Origin of the sequence: Bradyrhizobium ontarionense (assembly GCF_021088345.1) — a bacterium.
GTDB classification, from domain to species: Bacteria; Pseudomonadota; Alphaproteobacteria; order Rhizobiales; family Xanthobacteraceae; genus Bradyrhizobium; species Bradyrhizobium ontarionense.
Window position 1 is genome coordinate 3,718,069 of the sequence record NZ_CP088156.1, and the last position, 21,765, is coordinate 3,739,833.

General features: G+C 62.4%; 15 protein-coding genes. 4 read left to right on the forward strand and 11 right to left on the reverse strand.

Going from position 1 to position 21,765, the window contains the following annotated elements; genetic code table 11:
* Window positions 1–23 precede the first annotated feature (23 nt).
* The 4 genes from LQG66_RS16810 to LQG66_RS16825 all read right to left on the reverse strand — a co-directional run bounded on the left by LQG66_RS16810 (window position 24) and on the right by LQG66_RS16825 (window position 5,325).
* On the reverse strand, window positions 24–902 hold the full coding sequence (locus LQG66_RS16810) for an ABC transporter permease (protein ID WP_231327305.1): 879 nt from the start codon (window positions 900–902) through the stop codon (window positions 24–26).
* Window positions 903–940: 38 nt separating this feature from the next.
* The gene (locus LQG66_RS16815; RefSeq protein WP_231327306.1) at window positions 941–1,891 is read right to left on the reverse strand and encodes an ABC transporter permease; all 951 of its coding nucleotides are present in this window, start codon (window positions 1,889–1,891) and stop codon (window positions 941–943) included.
* A gap of 75 nt (window positions 1,892–1,966) precedes the next feature.
* Entirely contained in the window at window positions 1,967–3,637 is a 1,671-nt protein-coding gene (locus LQG66_RS16820) for a peptide ABC transporter substrate-binding protein (protein ID WP_231327307.1), read from the reverse strand.
* The gene (locus tag LQG66_RS16825) at window positions 3,634–5,325 is read right to left on the reverse strand and encodes an ABC transporter ATP-binding protein (RefSeq protein ID WP_231327308.1); all 1,692 of its coding nucleotides are present in this window, start codon (window positions 5,323–5,325) and stop codon (window positions 3,634–3,636) included. The genes LQG66_RS16820 and LQG66_RS16825 overlap by 4 nt, the downstream gene beginning before the upstream one ends.
* A gap of 680 nt (window positions 5,326–6,005) precedes the next feature.
* On the opposite strand from LQG66_RS16825, the gene LQG66_RS16830 reads away from it, so the two are divergent.
* Window positions 6,006–7,331 (forward strand): NAD(P)/FAD-dependent oxidoreductase, encoded by a 1,326-nt coding sequence (locus tag LQG66_RS16830; protein WP_231327309.1) that lies wholly within the window; start codon window positions 6,006–6,008, stop codon window positions 7,329–7,331.
* Window positions 7,332–7,443: 112 nt separating this feature from the next.
* A complete protein-coding gene (locus LQG66_RS16835; RefSeq protein WP_231327310.1) occupies window positions 7,444–7,920 on the forward strand; it encodes an Lrp/AsnC family transcriptional regulator in 477 nt (158 codons plus the stop codon).
* Between the two features lie 91 nt (window positions 7,921–8,011).
* Here the strand turns inward: LQG66_RS16835 and LQG66_RS16840 are convergent, their stop codons facing one another.
* Window positions 8,012–9,388 carry an aspartate aminotransferase family protein gene (locus LQG66_RS16840; protein WP_231327311.1) on the reverse strand — a complete coding sequence of 459 codons (1,377 nt, stop codon included), beginning with the start codon at window positions 9,386–9,388 and terminating at the stop codon, window positions 8,012–8,014.
* Window positions 9,389–9,730: 342 nt separating this feature from the next.
* Here LQG66_RS16840 and LQG66_RS16845 point away from each other — a divergent pair, with 342 nt between their 5' ends.
* The gene (locus tag LQG66_RS16845) at window positions 9,731–10,420 is read left to right on the forward strand and encodes a haloacid dehalogenase type II (protein WP_231327312.1); all 690 of its coding nucleotides are present in this window, start codon (window positions 9,731–9,733) and stop codon (window positions 10,418–10,420) included.
* 243 nt (window positions 10,421–10,663) lie between these two features.
* Here LQG66_RS16845 and LQG66_RS16850 read toward each other — a convergent pair whose 3' ends face one another.
* Entirely contained in the window at window positions 10,664–11,020 is a 357-nt protein-coding gene (locus LQG66_RS16850) for a cupin domain-containing protein (protein ID WP_231327313.1), read from the reverse strand.
* Between the two features lie 14 nt (window positions 11,021–11,034).
* Window positions 11,035–11,958: a 2-hydroxyacid dehydrogenase gene (locus tag LQG66_RS16855; RefSeq protein WP_231327314.1), complete on the reverse strand. Its 924-nt coding sequence runs from the start codon at window positions 11,956–11,958 to the stop codon at window positions 11,035–11,037.
* Between the two features lie 560 nt (window positions 11,959–12,518).
* Here LQG66_RS16855 and LQG66_RS16860 point away from each other — a divergent pair.
* Window positions 12,519–13,397: a GNAT family N-acetyltransferase gene (locus LQG66_RS16860; protein ID WP_231327315.1), complete on the forward strand. Its 879-nt coding sequence runs from the start codon at window positions 12,519–12,521 to the stop codon at window positions 13,395–13,397.
* A 96-nt stretch (window positions 13,398–13,493) separates the two neighbouring features.
* Here LQG66_RS16860 and LQG66_RS16865 read toward each other — a convergent pair whose 3' ends face one another.
* From LQG66_RS16865 to LQG66_RS16880, 4 genes are all read right to left on the reverse strand, one after another.
* Entirely contained in the window at window positions 13,494–13,883 is a 390-nt protein-coding gene (locus tag LQG66_RS16865) for a helix-turn-helix domain-containing protein (protein WP_231327316.1), read from the reverse strand.
* 127 nt (window positions 13,884–14,010) lie between these two features.
* On the reverse strand, window positions 14,011–14,574 hold the full coding sequence (locus LQG66_RS16870; RefSeq protein ID WP_231327824.1) for a DUF4399 domain-containing protein: 564 nt from the start codon (window positions 14,572–14,574) through the stop codon (window positions 14,011–14,013).
* Window positions 14,575–14,742: 168 nt separating this feature from the next.
* Entirely contained in the window at window positions 14,743–16,233 is a 1,491-nt protein-coding gene (locus LQG66_RS16875; RefSeq protein WP_231327317.1) for a formylglycine-generating enzyme family protein, read from the reverse strand.
* 34 nt (window positions 16,234–16,267) lie between these two features.
* The gene (locus LQG66_RS16880) at window positions 16,268–21,328 is read right to left on the reverse strand and encodes a DEAD/DEAH box helicase family protein (protein ID WP_231327318.1); all 5,061 of its coding nucleotides are present in this window, start codon (window positions 21,326–21,328) and stop codon (window positions 16,268–16,270) included.
* Between the last annotated feature and the right edge of the window lie 437 nt (window positions 21,329–21,765).

Below are 21,765 nucleotides of genomic sequence, written 5' to 3' on the forward strand. Positions count from 1 at the left end.
TTCGGTCGCGCCGAGCTCAGGTATCAAATGTGGTCGTCTCGAACGTCGAGGGCATCTCGCAGGCCGTCGCCGATGAAGTTGAAGCTCGTCACTGCGATCGTGATCGCTGCACCGGGAATGATGGCGAGCCACGGAGCGCTGACCAGATACTGCTGGGCGCCATTGAGCATGTTGCCCCAGCTTGGCAGCGGCGGCTGGATTCCGTAGCCGAGAAAGCTGATATAGGCTTCCAGAAGAATCGCGCGCGCGACGGCCAGGCTCGCGGCGACGATGATCGGCCCCATAGCATTGGGCAGGATCTCGCGGAACATGATATGCCTCCCGCTTAGCCCCACCATACGCGCAGCCTGGACAAACTCGCGCTCGCGCAGCGAGCGCACCTCGGCCTCGACAATTCTGGCAGTCTCCATCCAGCTCGTGACGGCGACGATCACGGTAATCATCACCGGGCTGGGCCTCAGCGTTGCGGCCAGCGCCAGCACGAGGAAGATCGAGGGGTAGGCAAGGAAGCCGTCCACCGTGCGCATCAGCGCCGCTCTGACCCAGCCGCCACGATAGCCCGCCGTCACGCCGACCAGCGTGCCGATCAGCGTTGACAACAACATCGCCGAAAATCCCACTAGGAGTGAGATGCGCCCGGCCATCAACAGCCGTGCAGCCAAATCTCGCCCCAACGGGTCGGTGCCCAAGTAGTGGCGACCGGTCAGAGGTGGAGCAAAGCGGGCGCGTAGATCGATGTGGAGCGAATCGTATGGCAACGCATAGGGACCGATCGCGCACGCCAACACGAGCAGGGTGATCATAGCGATCCCCACAAGTGCCAGATGATGCCGCATCAAGCGGTTCGCCGCACGGCTTTGCCACCAACGAGTCGGAGCTGCGTGCGCGACGATGGCGGTCATATCTATTGCCTCCTGTTAACAGGCGTGAGTCCGCTGGCTCAGCCCAGGCGAATGCGCGGGTCGACGGTAGCGATGACGATGTCTGCGATCAGGTTGCCCAACACGACCAGAATGGCGGAGAATATCAGCAGCCCCATCACGACCGGATAGTCGCTGTAACCAAGGCTGTCGAGAAACAACCGCCCCATTCCCGGCCAGGTGAAGACCGTCTCGGTGACCAATGCGCCGGTCAGAATGCTGGGCAGCTGCATCCCCGCCAGCGTGATCATCGGCAACAGCGCATTGCCGACGACATGCTTCAGCAGAATGCGGCGCTCGCTTACGCCCTTGGCGCGAGCCGTCTTGATGAAATCCTGGCTTAGCGCATCGAGTGTCGCCGTGCGCATGTAGCGGCTCCAGATCGCGACATGAACCAGCGACAGCACCAAGCTTGGCAAGATCAGGTGATGCAGATAGTCCAGCACCGAGCCGTCGCCGATCGTGTACATGTTACCTGCAGGAACCCACCCGAGCTTCAGCGTGAAGATGTAGATGCCGATGAGCCCGAACCAGAAGGTCGGGACCGACAGGGCGACCATGGCACCAACGGTCGCGCAGTAGTCGAACAGGGAATAGCGGTGGGTGGCACCGCGGATTCCGATCCAGGTGCCGGCCGCGATCGCTACTGCGGTGGACGTCCCCATCAGCAGCAGCGTCGCCAAAAGATGTTGACCAATGACCGCCAGCACCGAGGAGCCATCGCGGAAGGAGTGTCCCCAGTCACCCCGAACCAGCCGCCAAGCCCAGTCGAGATACTGTATCCACAACGGCCGGTTCAGCCCCAGCTGCGCAGCGAGTCGCTCGACATCCTTCTGCGTCATGCCGGGATCGAGCCCGAACTGCGCGAGAGGGCCGCCCGGCATGAGGTTGAGAACCGTGAAGCCAATGATCGAGACGATCACCAGCAGCACGATGCTCTGCGAGAGACGATTGAGCAGGAACCTCGACATTCGAGTCTCCGTGTTACCTTGACAGTGCCAGTCCGTCGCCGTCCTCTGGCTATGCAGGCCATAGGCAGCAGTCCGTCAGCTCGCCCAATGCCAGGCCAGCGCGTTCCAGGATTCCGTGCGCGTGTTGCCGTTCGGCACGATGCCGGAAATCCCGCTCTTGTGACCCTGGACTGCATTGTTCTGGTACAGCGGGAGGAAGGGCAGGTCGCGACGGACCAGCTCTTGTACCCGATAGTAGATCGCCCGGCGCGCTTCAGGATCGAACGTGCGAGCCCCTTTGTCGAGCAGGGCGTCGACCTCCGGATTTGAGTACTGCGCGTTATTCGAACCGCGCCCGCCCATCGCAGCGATCGAACGCGAGTGCAGGCGATTGGTAACGTCCGGGTCGGCGCCGATCAGATACGTGCTGCCGACGATTACGGAATCGAATTGCGACTTCTGCCAGAACTCGCCCCACATCACGGCGGCGGGCAGGTTCGATATCTTCATCTCGACGCCCAACTGGGTAAATGTCTGCTGCAAGAACTGCTGCACCTGCTCGCGAAGCGGATCGCCTGACGTGGTCGAGTTGACGAAGGACAGACGGACGCCGCTCTTGGCACGAACGCCATCCCGTCCGGGCACCCAACCGGCTTGATCGAGGATCTGGCGCGCGCGATCCAGATTGTATTCGTGTGCCGGCAGATTGGGGTTATAGTAGAAGGACTGCCTTGGCATGAAGGTCTCTGTCGGGGCCGGCACTCCGTAATAGAGCCCTTGGGCAATCGCCTCCTTGTCGATCGCCGCGTAGAGCGCCTCACGGACCGCAAGCTCCTTGAACTGCGGGCGCTCCATGTTCAGGTAAAAGGACTCGAATGCGGTTCTTGGGACCAAGGTCACCACACGGCTCGCCAGTGTCTTGGCTTCTCCGTAATGGTCGGGCGTGATATAGGGCTGGCCCACCAGATCCACGTCGCCGCTCTTGAACTGAGTGTAGAGCACGGTGATATCGGGAATGTATTTGAAGACCAGTCTTTCGATGTGAGGGCCTTCTCCGAAATAATCGGGGTTAGCCACGAGTTCGAGATAATCGCCTGCGACTCGCTGACCCCACTTGAACGGACCGGTGCCGACCGGAATCTGGTTGAAGGCAGCGCTATTTTGATTGGCCTCCTTCTCCAGGATGTGCTTGGGCACGATGAAGGTCTCGGTGAGGAACGACAAATAAGGCGCAAAGGCCTCTTCCATTCGCCACGCGATCTCCGTGGGCGAGACCACCGTGATATCGCGCACGAGAGCATGGCCGGCCGTACGCCAACTCCGGAAGTTGGGGTTCATGATCAGCTCGAGAGTGAACTTCACGTCCTCGGCGCTGAAAGGCTTGCCGTCGTGCCAGCGGACATCGTCACGCAAACGAATGCGCCATTTGAGGCCGTCCTCCGAAATGCCGCCGTTCTTTTGGTTCGGCACTTCGACGGCAAGGTTGGGCTGAACGACGCCTTGAGGGTCGATGCGGAAGAGCGCGTCGAAAACCGAGAAATGCACGCCATCGTCGACTTCAATGTGCACCATCAGCGGATTGAATACGGTCGGCTCTTGTCCAAGTCCGACGATCACGCGGCCGGTCGGTTTTGCCGAAGAGGTGCGAGCGAGGACAGGCTTGCCCAAGAGATGAGGCGCGATGAGGCCGGCAGCTCCGCCGAACGCCGCCATTCGCAGAGCATCGCGCCGCGAGTAGTTCGATGTAGTCGCAGAACGCTTGGTCATGACGTCTGTCCTCCCTTGTGGTGTCCGGCGTGGCCTTCATGTTGGGGCACGTTCCCAGGTTGCTCCCCCGGGATCGCGGCCACCAGTTCTCGCGTGTAGGTCGATTTCGGATCGAGGAAGATCTGGGACGGCGGCCCGCTTTCCACGATTTGACCTCGATGCATGACGGCGATTTCATCGCAGATCTGGCTTGCGACGCGTAGATCATGCGTGATGAAGATCATCGAGACACCCGTCTCCCGCTGAATCTGGTCCAGCAGCTTCAAGATCTGGGCCTGGATCGATACGTCAAGCGCAGAGACCGCTTCGTCGGCAATCAGCAATTTTGGTTTGAACATCAGCGCCCGGGCGATGCCTATGCGCTGGCGCTGCCCGCCGGAGAACTCATGCGGATAGCGGTCAAAGGCTCCCGAATCCAGGCCGACATGAGACAGCAGCTCCCGCGCTCGCTCACAAGCTTCGCTGTAGGGCAGCCCACGCGCGATCGGGCCGGCTGTGAGAATTCGCCCGACCGTCGATCGCGGATTGAGCGACGCAAACGGATCCTGGAAGATCATCTGGATTTTGGGCCGCAGCGACCGAAACTCCGCTTCGGAAAGCCCGGCAATGTCGCGGCCTTCGAACAGAATCGAGCCGCTATCGCACTCCATGAGCTTGATCAGCAGCCGGCCGAGCGACGATTTGCCCGAACCGCTTTCCCCGACAACGCCCAGCGTGCGTCCCGACGTGAGATCGAACGTGACCCCATTGACCGCGGGCACGATGCGCTGCGTACCGAAAAGCGCGCTGCCGCTGCGATAGGTCTTTGTCAGGGATTCGACATTCAGGATGGACACCCCATCCGCGGCTTCCAAGGGAATGCGGTCCTTGCCAGTCAGGTGCGGCACGGCCGCGATCAGGCGGCGCGTATAGAGGTGGCTGGGCGACTCGAGTACCTGCTCGGCACTGCCCTGCTCCACGCAACGGCCCTTCTCCATCACCACAACGGAATCGGCAATCTCCGCCACAACTCCGAAGTCATGGGTGATGAACATCACGCTCATTCCCTTGCGACGCTGAATGTCGCGGATTAGCTGCAGGATCTGTGCCTGGGTCGTCACGTCGAGTGCGGTGGTCGGTTCGTCCGCAATGAGGATCGCAGGTTCGAGAGCCAAAGCCATGGCAATCATCACCCGCTGTCGCTGTCCGCCCGAGAGCCGGAATGGATACTGGTGATACATGAGCTGCGGATCCGGCAGTCCCACTTCAACCAACAACTCCATCGCGCGGCTGCGACGAGATTTCGGCGTGCCAACGTCATGCGCCGCCATCACCTCCTCGATCTGCGCGCCGACGGTCATCAGCGGGTTAAGCGCCGAGAGAGGGTCTTGAAAGATCATCGACACGACCCGGCCGCGCAGGCTGCGGAGCCTATCGGATGAGAGGCCTACGATGTTCATGCCATCCAGGTGGATCGCACCCGAAAAGATCCGGATCGCTTTGGGCAGAAGCCCCATGATCGCATTGGCGGTGACAGACTTGCCCGATCCAGATTCCCCTATGATACAGAGGATCTGACCGCGCGTCAGATCGAAGGAGATGTTCTCGACGGCATAGGCCCGCTCCATTCCTACCGGCAGACTTACGCTCAGGTCGCGCACCGAGAGCACCACATCGGCGGGGACTGCAGCCTGCATGCCAGAGGCCATCAGAACATCCTCCCCTGTCGACCGAGTCCGGCCATCCTGCTGCGGGCCGCGACTTCGGCCCGTTGTGTCCCCACGCTCCTTGGACAGGTCAACAATTCGTCGCTCAACCTGCCATTCCTTCAATGGAGGCTGCGACATGATTCAGGTCCCCGCGCGCAATATGCAAGAGCTGTTGCTCAGAGCGCAGCGCCGACCAAATCGGCCACCTCGATCGAAGCGAAGTTCATACGGCGTCGACGTCATGGCTTGATCGCTTCCGCTAAGGTCTGTTCCTGGACAAGGCTCATGCGGGTTGCCTCTACGGACTTCGACCCATCGATCGAGTGGTTCTGCCGATCTTGATGACTTCGATCACCCTGGAGTCGCCGAAAGGCGGCATCCGGGCAGCAGGAACTTCTGAAAACGAAGTCCGATTTGGCATTTCAGTCGGCGCTGCCGAGGCTGCCGACGCTCGCGCTGGATCAGTGCGTGGCCTGTCCTCGAGGGAAGGCTAACCCGATTGCGGAGCGTGCGCGTCGGTCTCCACACCTGCATGATGCGGTGCAAGCGACGTATTCTCGCAATAATAGCCTGTGCCACAGGCAGCAAACCGCAGGATATTCCGTCCAATCACGAAAGTCCGCGGGGGCCTGCCGCAATTCCCCAGTTACGATACAGCAACCATCGGAGATCCCCGCCCAATGAGCGCGCCGCTCATGCAGATCGAATCCAGCCCATCCCTGCCTCAAGAGGCAGACGTCGTCGTTATCGGCGGCGGCGTGGTGGGCGTGTTCACAAGCTACTATCTCGCCCGACGCGGCCTTAAGGTTGCGTTGCTTGAAAAAGGCCGCGTCGCCGCCGAGCAGTCCAGCCGCAACTGGGGATGGTGCCGCCAACAGAACCGCGATGCGCGCGAGTTGCCGATTGCAACCAAGAGCCTCGATCTCTGGGAGAGAGTTGCCAGGGAGACCGGTGAAGACACGGGCTTCCGCCGCTGCGGCCTTCTTTATTTGTCGAACGACGAGACTGAGCTGGCGGGCTGGGCAAAGTGGCGCGATTTCGCCAGGACCGTCGGCGTTCAGACGCACATGCTGAGCGCGGAAGAAGCGAGCGAGCGAGGCAAGGCGACGGGCCGCAAGTGGAAAGGCGGCGTTTTCTCTCCAACCGACGGAACAGCAGATCCCTCAAAGGCCGTGCCCGTTGCCGCGCGTGCGATCATGGCGGCTGGCGGCACGGTGCACCAGCATTGCGCGGCGCGCGGCATAGAACTCAGTGCCGGTCGGGTCCATGGAGTGGTGACCGAAGCGGGTACGATCCGGACGAAGACGGCGGTTATGGCAGGAGGCGCGTGGGCTTCGTCGTTCTGCAACCAGCTTGGAATTCGCTTCCCACAGGCATCCGTCCGCCAGTCCATTCTCGCCCTGGCTCCGGGCGCGGCCGGCCTGCCCGATGCGCTGTACACTGCGCTCGCGTCGCTCACGCGGCGTGGCAACGGCGGGTACACGCTGGCAATCAGTGGGCGCGCGCGAGTCGATCCCACGCCGCAGCAGTTCAGGTTCGGTCGCGAATTCCTGCCCATGTTCGCCCGGCGGTGGCGCAGTCTTACCCCCGGGGCCTTCGAGGGCGTGCGGCAAGGTCATGAATCCCTGGCAAAATGGGCGCTCGACGAGGTGACCCCGATGGAGCTGAACCGGACACTTAATCCCCCTCCCGACATGAGGCAGATTCGGCTGACCCATCGACGGGCTTGCAAGTTGCTGCCCGAACTCCGGCCTCTCGCCATCTCAAACGTTTGGGCCGGCTACATCGACAGCACGCCGGACGGCATTCCGGCAATCGGTGAAGTTGAGTCCATTCCAGGCTTCATCCTCGCAGCGGGGTTCAGCGGCCACGGCTTCGGGATTGGCCCCGGCGCGGGGCATATGATCGCGGACATAATTACCGGTCATGCGCCGATCGTCGACCCGCGCCCCTACAGGCCGGAGCGGCTGAAAATGAGTGCCTGGGGCAAGGTCGGCGAGTTCTAAAAAGCAGCTGCCGCGCCGGTGGGAAAGGATGCTGGTTGATGCTATGACACGCGTATGACGCCAAAGCCTCAAAGCCGCGCCCCCCTTGTCGCCCCCATCCCATGGCCTTGCTATGAAGCTCGATAAGATCGACATCAGGATTTTATGCGAACTGCAGAAGAACGGGCGGGTTTCCAACGTCGAGCTCGCGGAGCTGATAAATCTTTCTCCGAGCCCATGTCTGATGCGCGTCAAGAGGCTCCAGACGGAGGGCTTCATCACCGGCTACTCCGCCCAGATCGACGTTTCCAAGCTCGGACAGACTCTGACCGTGTTCGCCGAAATCACCCTGAAGAATCATCGGCAGATCGATTTTGCTCGCTTTCTCACGACTATCGAAAAGATCGATGCCGTCGTCGAGTGCCATCTTGTTTCAGGTGGGTACGACTATCTCGTAAAGTTCATCACGGCGGGGATCAGCGAATACCAGGCGGTCATGGAGCGCCTCGTCGAGATGGATATCGGCATCGACAAATACTTCAGTTTTGTCGTGCTGAAGTCCCCAATCGTGAAATCCCACCTGCCTCTCGAAAGCATATTCAGCAGCTGAAGAACAATCCTCCGCCTCGGTAGAAGGGGAACGGGCGGATTGCCGGGTGACGGCTGGGCCTTTGCTTGCCGCCGACCGGCAGGCGCAGTCATCATCCTTTCATCGCAGCGCGGACATCGCTGTCTTCGAGCGTTTGGTCGAGCGTGGTCCTTGTTCGTTCGATGATGCCGTCGATGTCCGCATCCGTGCAGCAGAGCGGCGGCGCATAACCCAGCACGCCCTGGGCAAAGGCGCGGATCACGAGACCGTTGCCCCATGCGCGGTCAAAAATACGGCGCGCCGGGTCGGCTTCCGCCGGCAGGGGCGTCTTGCGCGCCTTGTCGGTCACAAGCTCGATTGCGGCCAGCATGCCGCGACCACGGACGTCGCCGACCAGCGGATGATCGGAAAGCGCGCGAAGACCTTCCATCAGGCGCTGCCCGGCCTTCCGGCCGTTTTCCAGCAAGCCGTTTTCGTAAAGGTCAAGGCATGCGAGCCCGACGGCCGCGCTGACAGGATGCGCGGAATAGGTGTAGCCGTGACCGACGGCCGTCTTGCCGGCGCCATCGGCAATCGTGTCGTAGACACGGTCGGACATGAGAACGGCCCCCATCGGCACATAGCCCGACGTCAGACCTTTTGCCGTGGTCATAAGATCCGGCACGACGTCATCCTCTTCGCAGGCGAAGAGCGGACCGGCACGGCCAAAGCCGGTGATGACCTCATCGGCAACGAACAGAATATCGTGCTCCTTGCAAACAGCATGCATGGCCTTCAGCCAGGACGGCGGCGGAACGAGGACGCCTCCTGACCCCTGTATCGGCTCGACATAGAAGGCCGCAACGCGATCTGCGCCCAGTTCGGCGATTTTGGTCCGCAGGGCAGCGACCGACGCCGCAATGATAGCCTGGGGATGGGAACCGACAGGATTGCGATAGACATAGTGCGACGGAATTTTGTGCTGCCAGCTATAAGGTACCCCAAAGCCCGCATGAAAGGCTGGTAGCGCAGTCAAGCCAGCCCCCGCCGTCGACGATCCGTGGTAGCCGCACTCGACGGAAATGAACTGGTCCTTCTGTGGCATGCACTTGGCATTATAGTAGTACCGAATGAATCGGATCGTGCTGTCGACGGCATCTGAGCCACCCAACGTGAAGTAGACATGGTTCAGATCACCGGGCGCCAATTCAGCCAGCCTGGCCGCCAGCCGGATAGCTGGGTCGGAGCCCACCCCGAAATAGCCCGTCGCATAGGGCAGTTCGCGCAGCTGCCTCGTAGCCGCCTCAACGATGCTGTCCTGTCCGTAGCCGGCATTGACACACCACAGACCAGCGAAGCCGTCGAGCAATTGATGTCCCGAGTCATCGATCAGCGTCGCCCCCTTCGCCGATCTCAGCACGCGCACGCCTGACGTTTCATGGCTGCGATACGAGCTGACCGGGTGAATAAGATGCGCGCGGTCGAGTTCAATCAGCGAGTTGCTCAACATCTTGTCCTCCAGCTCATCCGAATGCTCGTGCGGTCACTCCGATGCTTCGAACCCAAAGTAGGATGTCAAAGACAGCAGTTCCTACCAAGGAGCGTATGGACGGAACGAGTTTTGACTTTCATTGCCGACCGGGGCGGCATCATATGCCGGCGTTGAGCGGCGCCCGGCACTGACGCTCAAACTGGAAACGCTCCGTTCGCGCAACTCTCTGCCAAAGCTCCGATCCGATACGACATAATCTGCTCCCGGCCGCCGCGACAGCGGCGCCTTATCTTGTCGACTGCTCGCTATGATGCTTGTCGTACAGGCACGCTATGCGTGAAGAATAGGAGGAGTCGAGCAATGGCGACGTTTAAACCCAAATACATCACCTTCGACTGCCACGGCACCCTGATCAATTTCGACATGGCTGGCGCCACAAAGAGGGTCTATGGCCCGGCGCTTTCGCCCACGGCATTGGCGAGGCTCATCAAGGATTTTTCAGCCTATCGCCTGGACGAGGTTCTCGGCGCGTGGAAGCCCTACCTCGACGTCGTCCACAACTCGCTGGAGCGCGCCTGCAAGCGCAATGGCGTCGCATTTCGGCCGGAGGATGCCGAGCGCATCTATCAGGAACTGCCGACCTGGGGCCCACATCCCGACGTTCCCGCGGGCTTGGCCCGGGTTGCAGAGGAGATACCGCTGGTCATTCTGTCGAACTCCATGAAGAGCCAAATCATGTCGAACGTGAGGAAGCTCGGCGCTCCCTTCCACATGGTCATCACGTCCGAGGAGACCGGCGCCTACAAGCCGCAGATGAAGGGCTTCGAATATATGCTGGACAAGCTGGGCTGCGGCCCGGAAGATATCACCCACGTCTCCTCCTCCTTCCGCTACGACCTGATGACGGCCTACGACCTCGGCATCAGGAGCAAGGTATGGGTAAACCGCGGTCATGAGCCCGCGAACCCCTTCTATGAATACACCGAGGTCGCTGGCATTGGCGGGCTCGCCGCGGCAGTCGGCTTGGGGCCCCTTCGCACAAGCGCGTAAGCCGTATCCACTTCGGGTTCGTTCTTCGCGGTGGCTCAGGCCTTCGAAAGCAGAGCGATGCGCTGTGAAGGAAAACGGGGGGCGGTTCAACCGCCCCCCTTTTTCCGGGTTCAGCTACTCGATCGATGGACCTCTCACTGCGACCCGCCGACATCGACGCAATCGCGTTGAATCTGGTCAGACACGATCTCGAACGTCGATTGTTCCGAGGGCCGCCTGTTGAAGCTCCCCTCAGCATCGCGCTTAGTCATAATGGCAGACATAGATCTTTCGCACTGTCTCGATCGTTCGCCAGACGCCGACAAAGCCAGGCTTCATCACAAAGCTGTCGCCGGCGCGGTACGTCTTCGTCTCACCACCCTTTTCCTCAATTTCGATGACACCCGAAATGATGTGGCAGAACTCGAAGGTGGTGCCCTTGATGGAATGGGTCTCGCCGGGCGTTGCTTCCCAGACGCCGGTTAGCACCTTCTCCCCTTTCGAGGCGTCCTGCGCCCAGGTCTTGAAGGATGGATCGCCCGAAATGAGCCGTTCCGGAGCAGGCAGTGCGGTCTTCGGAGCGAAGTCGGGACTGGTGTCGATGGTGATCAGAAGTGACATTGCATCTTTCCTTGTCAGTAGCCGAGTGCTCGATCGACGAGGCCGATCGGGCTTCTTCCGGCGCGGTGCCGACGGATGTTTTCAACGACGGATTGTGCTGCCGTATGCGGTTGCGTCACGGACGCGATATGCGGCGTTATGATCACCTTCGGATGGGACCAGAGTGCGTGGCTTTCCGGCAGCGGCTCGGGATCGGTAACGTCCAGCATGGCCGCTGCCAGGCGGCCGCTGTCGAGAGCCTCGATCAGTGCGCCTTGGTCAAGCTGCGGCCCGCGGCCAACATGCAGTAACCTCGCTCCCACTGGCAAAAAGGAGAAAAGCCTTGCGTTCAGGATGCCGCTTGTTTGCTCCGTCAGGGGCAGAAGGCAGACGAGGATATCCGTTCCTCGCAGGAAACTGCCGAGCTGATCGGCTCCATGGAAGCAGGTGACACCCTCCACCACCTTTTTGCTGCGGCTCCACGCGGCAAGGGGAAATCGAAACGGCTTCAAGCGGTCGATCGCAGCTTGCGCCAGCATCCCAAGGCCCAGGAAGCCCACACGCCGATCGGTGGCCTGGGAGGTTGCAAGAGCTTGCCAAAGGCTCCTTCTCTGCTGCTCCCGATATGCAAGCATCTCGCGATGCAGCGTCAGCACGCCAAGAACGACGTATTCCTGCATCATGCGTATGATGCCATCCTCGACCATGCGCACGAGCTTCACGTGGCCTGGTATGGTCTCGGGCTTGAACTGATCAACTCCCGCACCGAGGGAAAAGAGCACTTCCAGATTACGAAAGCGCGAGACATCGTCCGGCACGTTCCAGGTCAGCAGGTACCGTACCTTTTCCGGGTCGATACGTTCGCTACAATGGTAGAATTCCAGATCGGGGAGTTCGCGGGCGAAGACCTCGCGGAAGACTGCCCCCCTGGCAGCATCGGAATTGAAAAGAAACGCCATCGATGCACCCGTCTCATGTCACGCGGAGAACTGCGCCCACAGATGCGCAGTCATTCTTTGGCACGCGGAGGCTCCGCTCCCTTCGGGCTCGCCCGCCGGCGGGACATCCGTTTGTCCGAAAAGAGTGCCGTCCCCACCTCGCGCCGCACAACCCTGACCACCAGATTGGACCGATCGCCCTCAGGGCCTGGAATGATTGCTATCTCGGCTCCCGCTGCCTGGCAGTCCCCTCGTACCCGGTCGACAAATGCCTCGTCTGGCGTGTCGACGACGCTGGGAAAGGTGACCAGCCTCGCGAGAATTTCTTGAGCATTCATTCCGGCCCACTCTGCCTGCGCAATTGCCGAACATCGAGAGGGTAGCTGCAACCAGGAGCTTTCCCTGCCGAATCGCGTTGCAGTACGGGCTGAAGATTTCGAAAACGCGCCCCAAACAGGCAAAAACTGCTGGGCTTTTGTGCGATACTGCAGCGACCACGTCTGCTGCCGAATTGCGGCGGAGGACAAAGGGCTCGATGTGCCGAAAAGCGTGGCATCGGGCGAAGGAACGGATGAGCTCAAATGGGACGAACGGTACGCGTGAAGTCCTTTGAACTGGCTGCAAGGGACATCAACGAAGTCGACGTGAAGCTGCTCCACGCTCTCTCGATCGCGGTTGGCTGGCCGCATCGGCCCAAGGATTGGGATTTCCTGCGCCGCGCAGGTCAAGGCATCGTCGCTGTTGATGGCATCGGGCGCGTTTTCGGAAGCGCGATGTGGTTCCCGCACGGACGCGGATTTGCGACCGTCGGCCTGGTGATCACATCGCCGCGCACCCAGGCCCAGGGGACTGGCCGCTGGCTCATGCAGCAGGTGTTTGAGCGCTGCGGCGATCGGAATTTGACCCTGAACTCGACCGACGCCGCCTATCATCTTTACCTTTCGCTGGGCTTTACGAAGGAAGCGGTCGTGTATCTGTGGCAGGGCGAGGTCTTATCGTCCCTCCCCGCGCTCCCAGTTCTGGACGGCGAATTGAGGTCGCTGTCAGCCGAGCATGTTGAAGACATCGCAGCGCTGGATGAGCGCGCGTTCGGAACAAGCCGACACAAGCTGCTTGCCTTGCTGTCAGAGCGCGCCTCGATCTACGTTCTGAGCCGCGGCGGCGAGATCGTCGGTTACTCCATGAGCCGCGAATTCGGGCGCGGTCATGTGATCGGTCCCGTCGTCGCCAGCAATGACCGTGACGCGATCCATCTCACCGCCGTGCATCTTAAGGAGCTCGCGGGACGGTTCGCACGCATCGATACGCGAGAGCAGACGGGTCTCTTTGCCGACTTTCTTCAGCACAGCCGCCTCGCAATGAGTGACACCGTCACGACCATGTCCAAGGGACGGCGATTCCTGAACCGGAAGGAAAACGAGCCGTGGGTCTACGGATTGGCCGGTCACGCGTTGAGCTGAAGCATCCATCTCGCCGCTTGCGTCACTGACCGGGCAGGCTGGACAGGTCTCGACAGCGCCATCCCCAGCCCGGAACTCACCTTCCTGAGCCCGGTTCTAGCCATCGACGGCCTCACTCAAGCTGAGACGCTCGATTGCCTCCAGGTCGTGAATCGTGACAGACGTGTACTTTGTCGTCGCCATTCCATCCTGCTCCAGACTTTTAAGCAAGCGATTGATCGTTTGGCGGCCAACGCCGATCATCACGGCCAGATGCTCTTGGGACAAGCGAAGATCGATGACCAATCCCTTCTTGGTCCGTCGGCCGTGACGCTCTGCAAGCCGCCGCTGAGCGCCAGCGAAGCCATCGGCTCGCCGAACAATGGTGCCCGTTGAGCGCTTGGTCTTGGCATCTTCAAGCTTCGCTTCCAACTCGATCAGCTCGGCTTGTCGCAGTCTACGGAGATCATGGATGGTTAGCTTCGCATGCCGTTCGGTGGGCGTCATAGCGATGCCCTCCAGGATCAGGCGGAGCCAGATAGACTACGCTTGCCGCTGCCGAGAGCCTCGACATTGCGCGACCTGCCCACGAGCTCGTTCGGACGCTGTTGCCTGATGGACTGTTGTGGGACGTTCATTTCGTACCAAAAATTTGATTTCTGATGAAATCAACGGCCCCCGCGGACTTGGACGGATCAGGCGGCGGCGCATCGGCGCCAGACGGTTGCGCCGCCGATCGCGCGGTACGCGCGGCAAGATGCCCGGTCCGCCGATGGGCGTGCGCGAGGTTCTGCCCGTGTCGTTCGGAGGCATTGCTGACAGTGATCGTGATCTTTTTCGACAGCAGCGGCGGATCGAAGTTGAAGTGCATGCCGTCGCCTAGCACGAGCTGCAGCGTATGCTTCCCGGGAGGCAATTCGATCAGAGCCTCGGTCTCACCCGCACCGTAGTGCAGGTGCTTCCTGTCCTGCGGGATCGGTTCGCCCGGACTGATCGGTTCGTCGGCGTCGATCAGGAGATGATGATGACCACTGTTGCCAAAGCTGTCGCCGGCATGCGTAACCCCCATATTGCGGAGGCCGAAGCGGCACCGAAATGCGCCCTTTACAGTGTCGCCGTCGGTCGGCGAGACGAAATAAAGGTAAGCGTCCTTGGGCGCCGTCCTCCCCTGTCCCAACGCAAGGCTCGGCAACAGCACCAGCGCGGCGGCCAATACGACAGGTCCCAACTTCGAGACCTGCGCGATACAAAGTCGTTCCCCGGACTCCAGATCGAATAGCGGCGCTGAAAGCGCAGATTTCCCACCACTCATAACTTTCCAACTTGCAAAAATGAACTTCAACTAGACTACTCTAATTAGGCCACTCTAGAGTGAAAGAGCAACGCGGAATCCATGCGTCGGGTACCTGACGCGCGCATCATAGCGGTCGCGGCTGCCGCTGCGCACGTAACTCGCATCATTCTTCCATGCCCCGGAGCGAATGACGTGGACAAAGCTTTGCTCGTCAGTCCACGCCGAGCCATCGGACGGCGCGCCCTGATAGTTCTTGTGCCAGATGTCTGCGACCCACTGGTCGACGCAGCCGCCCATGTCGAACAAGCCAAAGGGATTGGCCTGGAAACTCCCGACCTTCATAAGTCGGACGGGCTCGCCGGTGTCGTTACATCCGTTGCAATTGGCCATACCGGGGCGCATCTGATCGCCCCACCAGAACTTCGCGGTCGCGCCACCGCGCGCGGCATATTCCCATTCGGCCTCGGTCGGAAGCCGAAACGGCTTGCCGACGACCCGCGAGAGCCACGCCAGATAGTCCCTGGTATCGTCGTAGCTGACATTCGTGACCGGGTTATCATCCGGACCGGTCGTGACGTCGGCGCATGCCTTGTCGGCCACGCACGCTTTCCACTCGCCAACGGTGACCGGGTATTTGCCGAGGGCAAACGGCTTGATCGTGACCCGATGGACCGGAAGCTCGGAGCTTTCCGCGCCGCCCATCGCGAACGTTCCACCGGGTATCATCACGATGTCAGGCAGGTGAATCTTCGACTCTTCCGTCGGTCCCGGAGCCGCATTCGAACCTACCGCGGGCGGGTCGCCCGCTGCGGTCGCGGCGCCTGCCGGCGACACTTGACGTTCGGGCGCCTCGTTCTGCGCGGCCTCCGCTGAGCGCGACGGCGTCGCAGCGTCCGAGGACGCATCCTGCAACGCCACGGTGCGCGGTGGAATCTCGACACTTGCGAGCCTTGCGAATGCCTCGGACGTCTCGACCGCCGGCGGCTGCGCAGCCGGCAGCAGTGGCGGCGCCGCCGGCGGCTGTCGAGTCAGCACGAACCAGCCGCCAGCGGCGGCGAGCACCAGTGCGACGAGGCCGGCCGCGGTTCGCGGCCGAACGAGCGGCTCGCGCTCCGCTAGCGCGGCTGCCGCACGAAGCCCGGAGGCCAGCCTGACGTGTCCATGCGCCTGCCAGATCTCAGCCCGGCTGCGCGCCTCCTCCGGAGAGTAGTGAGCGGTCGACACACCGGGGATACTGCAGACGATCCGTGCAGCCTCGCCGCCGTCAGGAGCCGTCGTCTCGACCTTGGCGGCATCGCACCGGGCGTCGAGCGATTGCTGCAGGGGTCGGCACATCATCAACAGCAGCCCGCCGGCGCCCTTGCTTCGGCGCTCCTGGATCTCCGGGCACGCGATCTGCTCATCGACATCGTGGAAGCTGGGCGGACGCAGCGCGTTCAACGCCACCCGCACGATGCGGCCGCACCGCTCACAAGGCACGGAATGGGTGACGGTGACGACCGACGGCGCGTCCTCATCCGACGCCGGCGCCCGGGTTTGCCTCAGGACGTCGATCCCGGTCATCGCAAGACAACCACCGGAGATCGGCCTCGCCGGTTCATTGTCCCCAGGCGGCAAACGCATCCTTGAATGCGCGCTCACCGTCCGCTCCCTTCTCGATCGCCAGAACCGCCCGGCTGCCGCCGCTATACACGATCGGAATGTCGATCCATTCCTTGCCCTTGAGTAGCAGAACGTTCCGCTTCGTGTCGACGTCACCGGCCGACAGTGCAATCATGAAAAACTCGGGCGTCACTTTCGCGGTCAGCGCCGACAATGGCGCGCCGCGTCCCGATTCCCTGGCCTTCATGCTCACGCCCTTCAAGCTATCGACACCGACGTGAGTCGGGTCGTCCGGCCAGTTGAACTTGACCTCCATGAGGTGGCTCGCCGGCATCTCGTTTTCGAGATTGGGGCGCAGCGACAGCGTCGCCTTCATCCGCTTGTCGATCTCGACATCTCCTTTGATCGATGCAGGGACCGACCCGGCGGCAGGCTCGACGTGCCAGGTCACCGTCCCGAGATAGCGCTTGCCGTGCGGATCTTGCGGATCCTCCTGATACAGCACGGCGTGCGACATGATCGCCTCAGCCGCGCCATCGCCGCCCGCCGCGCTCTTGCCGTTGGGCATCATTCGCTCCGCGGTGACCTTACGCGGCTCGGTGCCGGCTGCCAGCGCGGCAGCCGGCGAGGCTGCATTCCAGGACACCGGGAGTTGATTCAGGACCGCGTGCCAAGACGTCGTGATTCGATTGGCTGCCGGCTGCCAGTAGTAGATCGATGTAGCGACCATCATGACCGCGACGACTGCGGCGGCGGCCATGACGCGGCGGCGAAGCGAGCGGCGCGGCCGCTTCGCGATGTCATCAAGCCGCGGACGCCAGGGCGCCGAGAGCGGCGAATGATCAATGCCGGCAGGGCGCCGCACCGGCTCGGATGCGGGTCGCGTCTCCGTCTTCCCGGGCCTCTCCGCCTCGTTTGCGACAACGGTCACCGTGGCCGCAGCCGGCGCGTCGTCCAACGGCGACAATGCCGAATCCGCGAGGCGATCGGCGCCGTGGTGCGTCTCGTTCCCCGCAGCCGTGACCGACACGGCGGGCTGCAACCACGCTGGCGGTGCAGGCGCGGCGGCCGATGCGGCGGCGGCCGGCTCGTCATGCGCGGCACCGCGCGCCGACCCGCGCGCCTCGTTGCTCGGCGTGCTGCCACCCGTCCGATTGCTCAGCCAGTCCGGCGCCGGGCCCTCCATCGAGATGGTCGGCTCGTCGCGTTGCCCCCGCGAAGCACGAGCGAACGACAGGCTTTCGGCCACTGTGGCGATCTCATCCTCCAGCGAATAGGCGGGACGCGGCGCGGATGACATCGATGGCAGGTGTCCTTCCGCGGAGCCCGCGAGCGCGGATGCAGCCGGATACGCGCCGCCGGACGGTGCCTGCGGCTCCGCGGATTGCGGCCACGACGCGGTGGACGGAAGCGCGACCGGATCAACCCGGCGGGCGTGCTCCCGAAGCCTGATCATCCGGTCTGGAAACAGCAGCTTGACGAGATCGCAGAGCGCCGCGCCCGGCAGCAGGAACTGGCGGATCGCGACCGGAACACTGCGCAGAACGGCGTGCTCGATGGCTTCGATGCTGCGATCGGCTTGCTCGACGATCTCCCCTGTCCGCCGATCGTCCTCGATGACGACGACCTTGCGCCCCCTGAGCATCGCAGTGAGTTCGCGCAGGTCGGATTGCGAGGCATCGTCGATGACGACGAGATCGAACGCGCCCAGCCGCGCCGGCAACTGCTCGGCGACACGCCATGCCGGCATGAGCTGGCATGGGATCCCTTCATAGCAACTTTCAAGCGCCTCGCGCGCGACCTGACGCAGCCGGCACGCCGTGGGGCCGGAGCAGGTCGCGGCCATCTTTCGCAGCGTGATCATGAACACGGTGAGCGCCTGCCTCACGTTGCTGCTCGTGTTCTGCGCGAAGCCCAGATGCATCCTTGCAACGACCACCTGCTCGAGCAGCTCGCGCAGTCTCATCTCCAGTGCAACACGCTGGTCGGACAGATCGCGCAAGCGCTGATGCTGACCGACACCGTCGGTCTGTCGCATCAGCACCGCCCAATTCCAGGCCATGATCCAATCTGCAACGAGCACCGGATCGCCGCCCTCTTGATCCGCCGGCTCGCTTCGGATGCGCCGGGCGAACTCACCCGCCCCTGCTTCTGTCAACGTCCGGCAGACCTCGTCGAGCAGTTCGACATCCTGGCGCCGGTCGTGCAGCGCCTGCAGCCGGGAGCGAATGGCGATCCAGCGCTTCTCGATCTCGCGCGGGTCCACATCATCGCGGCCGATCTGCGAGAGCACGTCGGCCTCAACATCTGCTGCAAGCGCCCCGCAACCGCTAAACAGCTGGTTCAGCCGCGTGAGCTCCGAGCGCTGGTGGGCGAGGCGGCTGGCCGCATTCCTCACAGCAGCCGCAAGAGCGGTAAGTCTTCGGCCATCGCCGAGCAACTCGGCGACCTCGCCGTCCGGCATCGACAGCTTGGGGACGGTGGTCAGGACGTTGCGCTTGGCCAGCGCCGCCATTACGATCGCGACCTCAACGCATTTGATGATGCGCTCGTGACCGTGGAACGTGTGGGAGGATTCCGGCTCGGGCGTGGGCGCTCCGATTTCCGCCGCCAGCAATCGCCATCGGGCGTTGAGCGAATGCAGGTGACGCCGCCATGTGAGATAGTCGCGAACATGGCCCCAATCGGCCGCGGTCTTCGGCGCGAAGCCAGCCAGCGTGATCGCGTCCACGGTCTGCTTCAAGCCGCGTCCGGGCAGAGAGAACGTCGCGAAGGGCCTTTCTCCGACGGATAGCCGTTCGACGATCGTGAGCAGCTCCTGGTTGGCGAAGGCGTCCGCGGGCGTTTCCACCGGCCGGGCCAGGAAGCCAGCGCGCCGCGACAGCAGGGACGACGCATCCCGGGCAAAATCGACGAGCGCTGCGCCGTCGACGGAGGTCTCGTCGGCGTGGGCTCCGACCGGTGATAGCGCTGCGAGCCAGGGGTCGTCGGCAATGACCCGATGGGCAGCCGCCAGCGCGTCGAGATCGCCGGCGAGCTTGTCAGCCTCCTCCGACCCGAGCGTCGCGATCACATCGCGGGTAAGCCGGCTATCACGACTTTCCCCGTCCAGCCGCTCGGCGGTCGACTGCAGATCCTTGTGCAGACGCATCACTGTCGCGGCGTCGGGCAGACTAGCAATCTCCGGCAGATCGTCGTCAACGTATTTGAGATCGCCGGCCAGTCGCAACCGCGCCTGGCTGGCCTGATCGACCGCCGAAGCCAGCAGGTCTGTCTCGCTCAGAAATCGTGACGGCCGATCGGTGAACCAGGCATACGCATCGCGATCGGCGATCAACGTCGTCAGTGCGTCGGGCGGCAGATCGGAGGCACCCGACGAACGCGGCAGGCTGCGGCTGGCGATGTCGGCGACGTCGTCATCGAGGCGCGATATCTCGTAGCTGGTCGCGATGATGTCGCGCTCAAGCCGATTGATCTGTTCGGCCTGCGCGCGCAGGTCCATGGTGTCGACGATCGACAGCAGCCGGCTGACCACGGTCTCTGCGTGCTTCAATACCTGCTTGTCGGAGCCGGTCAGTTCGACCGTGAGCTCGCGGATGGCGCGGGGCAGCTTCTCGGACAGATGCGCGAGCGCAGACTCGTTGCGTGATACCACGAGGACGCGCAGGCCAAGCGCGAGATGGTGGCACACCAGATTGGCGATCGCGGCGGTCCGGTCGGGTCCGCGCGCACCTTGCACGACGAGGCCGTCCGAGCGCCGGAGTTGGCGCACGATCTCCATCTGGTCGGAGTTCGTCGGCAAGGGAAAGAACAGATCACCCTGATCGGCCGTGACCTGCGCAACCGGCGCGATATCGATGGGGTCGCCGATCACTCCGGACAGCCGCCGGCGCAGGCGATCCTTCGCCTCGTGGTCCGGAGCCCCAAGCAGAAGGTGAGCCAGCGCGTCCAGGCAGCACTCGCTCCCTGGCGCGTATTCCATCGCTCGCTTCAGGCGCGCGATGTCGCGCAGCAGCAGTGCGTCCGAGCGTGGCCGCGCAAAGATCACCCAGCGATCGGAGACCGTCAGCTGATCGCTCGCATCCTGCAGCGTGACTGCCGAGTCGGGCACGGTGGGCCGATAGATCCCTTGCGGATCGAGCTGCGAGCTGATGGCGCTGAGAATCGGCTCGAAGCTCTCGGGCTGGAAGGGCGAAAGCTCACCACCGCGCTCGATCGTCTCCAGCAGCCGCTCGGCGTTGTCACCGGCCAAAGTCGCGGCCGATGTCAGCGCCTCGAATGCCGCGAGATTGACCGTTGCGCCGACCATGCGGGGCCGGATCCGAATTTCGCTGTCGGAGTTTTCGAGAACCTCGATCTCGACCAGGCGTTCGAGCAGCGGCAGATCCAGCTCATGGCCCTGTCTTCGCCATCGTGATACGCCGACACCCCATACGATCTCGCAGCTCCGATCGCTGCCGCCTGCTCCCGCCACGCGGGCCATCTCGCGCAGCCGTCGGTGGACCGCGATGGTCTGACGACGTGGTCGTTCCGCAGTGGCCCACGCGGCCCACGAGTCGGCGAGATAGCGATCAAGACGCTCGACGATGTCCGGGCGCTGCTCCAAGTGCAATCGCACGTTCCAGAGCCGGGCGGACGCGTCGTGCGCAATCGCCGGCGAGCAATGCTCGGCTCGTGCGTGCCCCGCCGCGATCAGCCGATCCTTCTCCGCCTCATGCACCGTTGTCGTGACGCGCTGCCGAACCAGCGGGCGGCGGTCCGGATCGGCCGACACCTCGATCCACATCGCCAGATCGGAAATCACGGCGGGCGGATCGGTGGCGACGAGCCGTTCGACGGAAAGCCACACGGGGCCATCCGCGTCGAAGGTATTTTGGGTGATGCCGGGCAGTTTCTCCAGCTCGTGCTGATGGAAAACGAAGCGATGACCGCCCCCAAGCCGATGGTCGGACAAACGTTCGACCACGCGTGCGTTGTGCCGAACGATCTTGGTGAGATAGCCAAGAACATTCTGCAACGGTCCGACCGCCGGCTCCAACCGATGGACAGCGTTCATAATGCCTCCCCGAGGATAGCGGCGAGTAAGCGAAGCAATCGGTTCATCCCAATTCCCGGTCCTGACGTTCGTCCCGCTTTGCGGCGAACTCGGTCGCGCGCGTCAAGACCATAAGAGGTACACTCGAACATTAACGGTCCTGGCGTGGCTTGTGATGCCAGTCGATCCCGGTACTCGCGGGCATACTCCAGCGAATGGCAGCCAAACCCGCACTAATCGATCGACAATAGGATTACGTAATGCGGCGTAATGATGAGAGGGAGACCGAGAGCTGCTCGAAATGCAAAATCGAGCCAACTGATTTGTTATCGTTTCAATAACTTTCGCATTTGGTCCGAGTCCGCCGTTTAGAATCTATTTAAATCAGCACCATCTGTTTGCGGAGCGACTGCCTTGATCGTGCGCGACAGGTCGTCGCATGGGTCTCGACGACATCT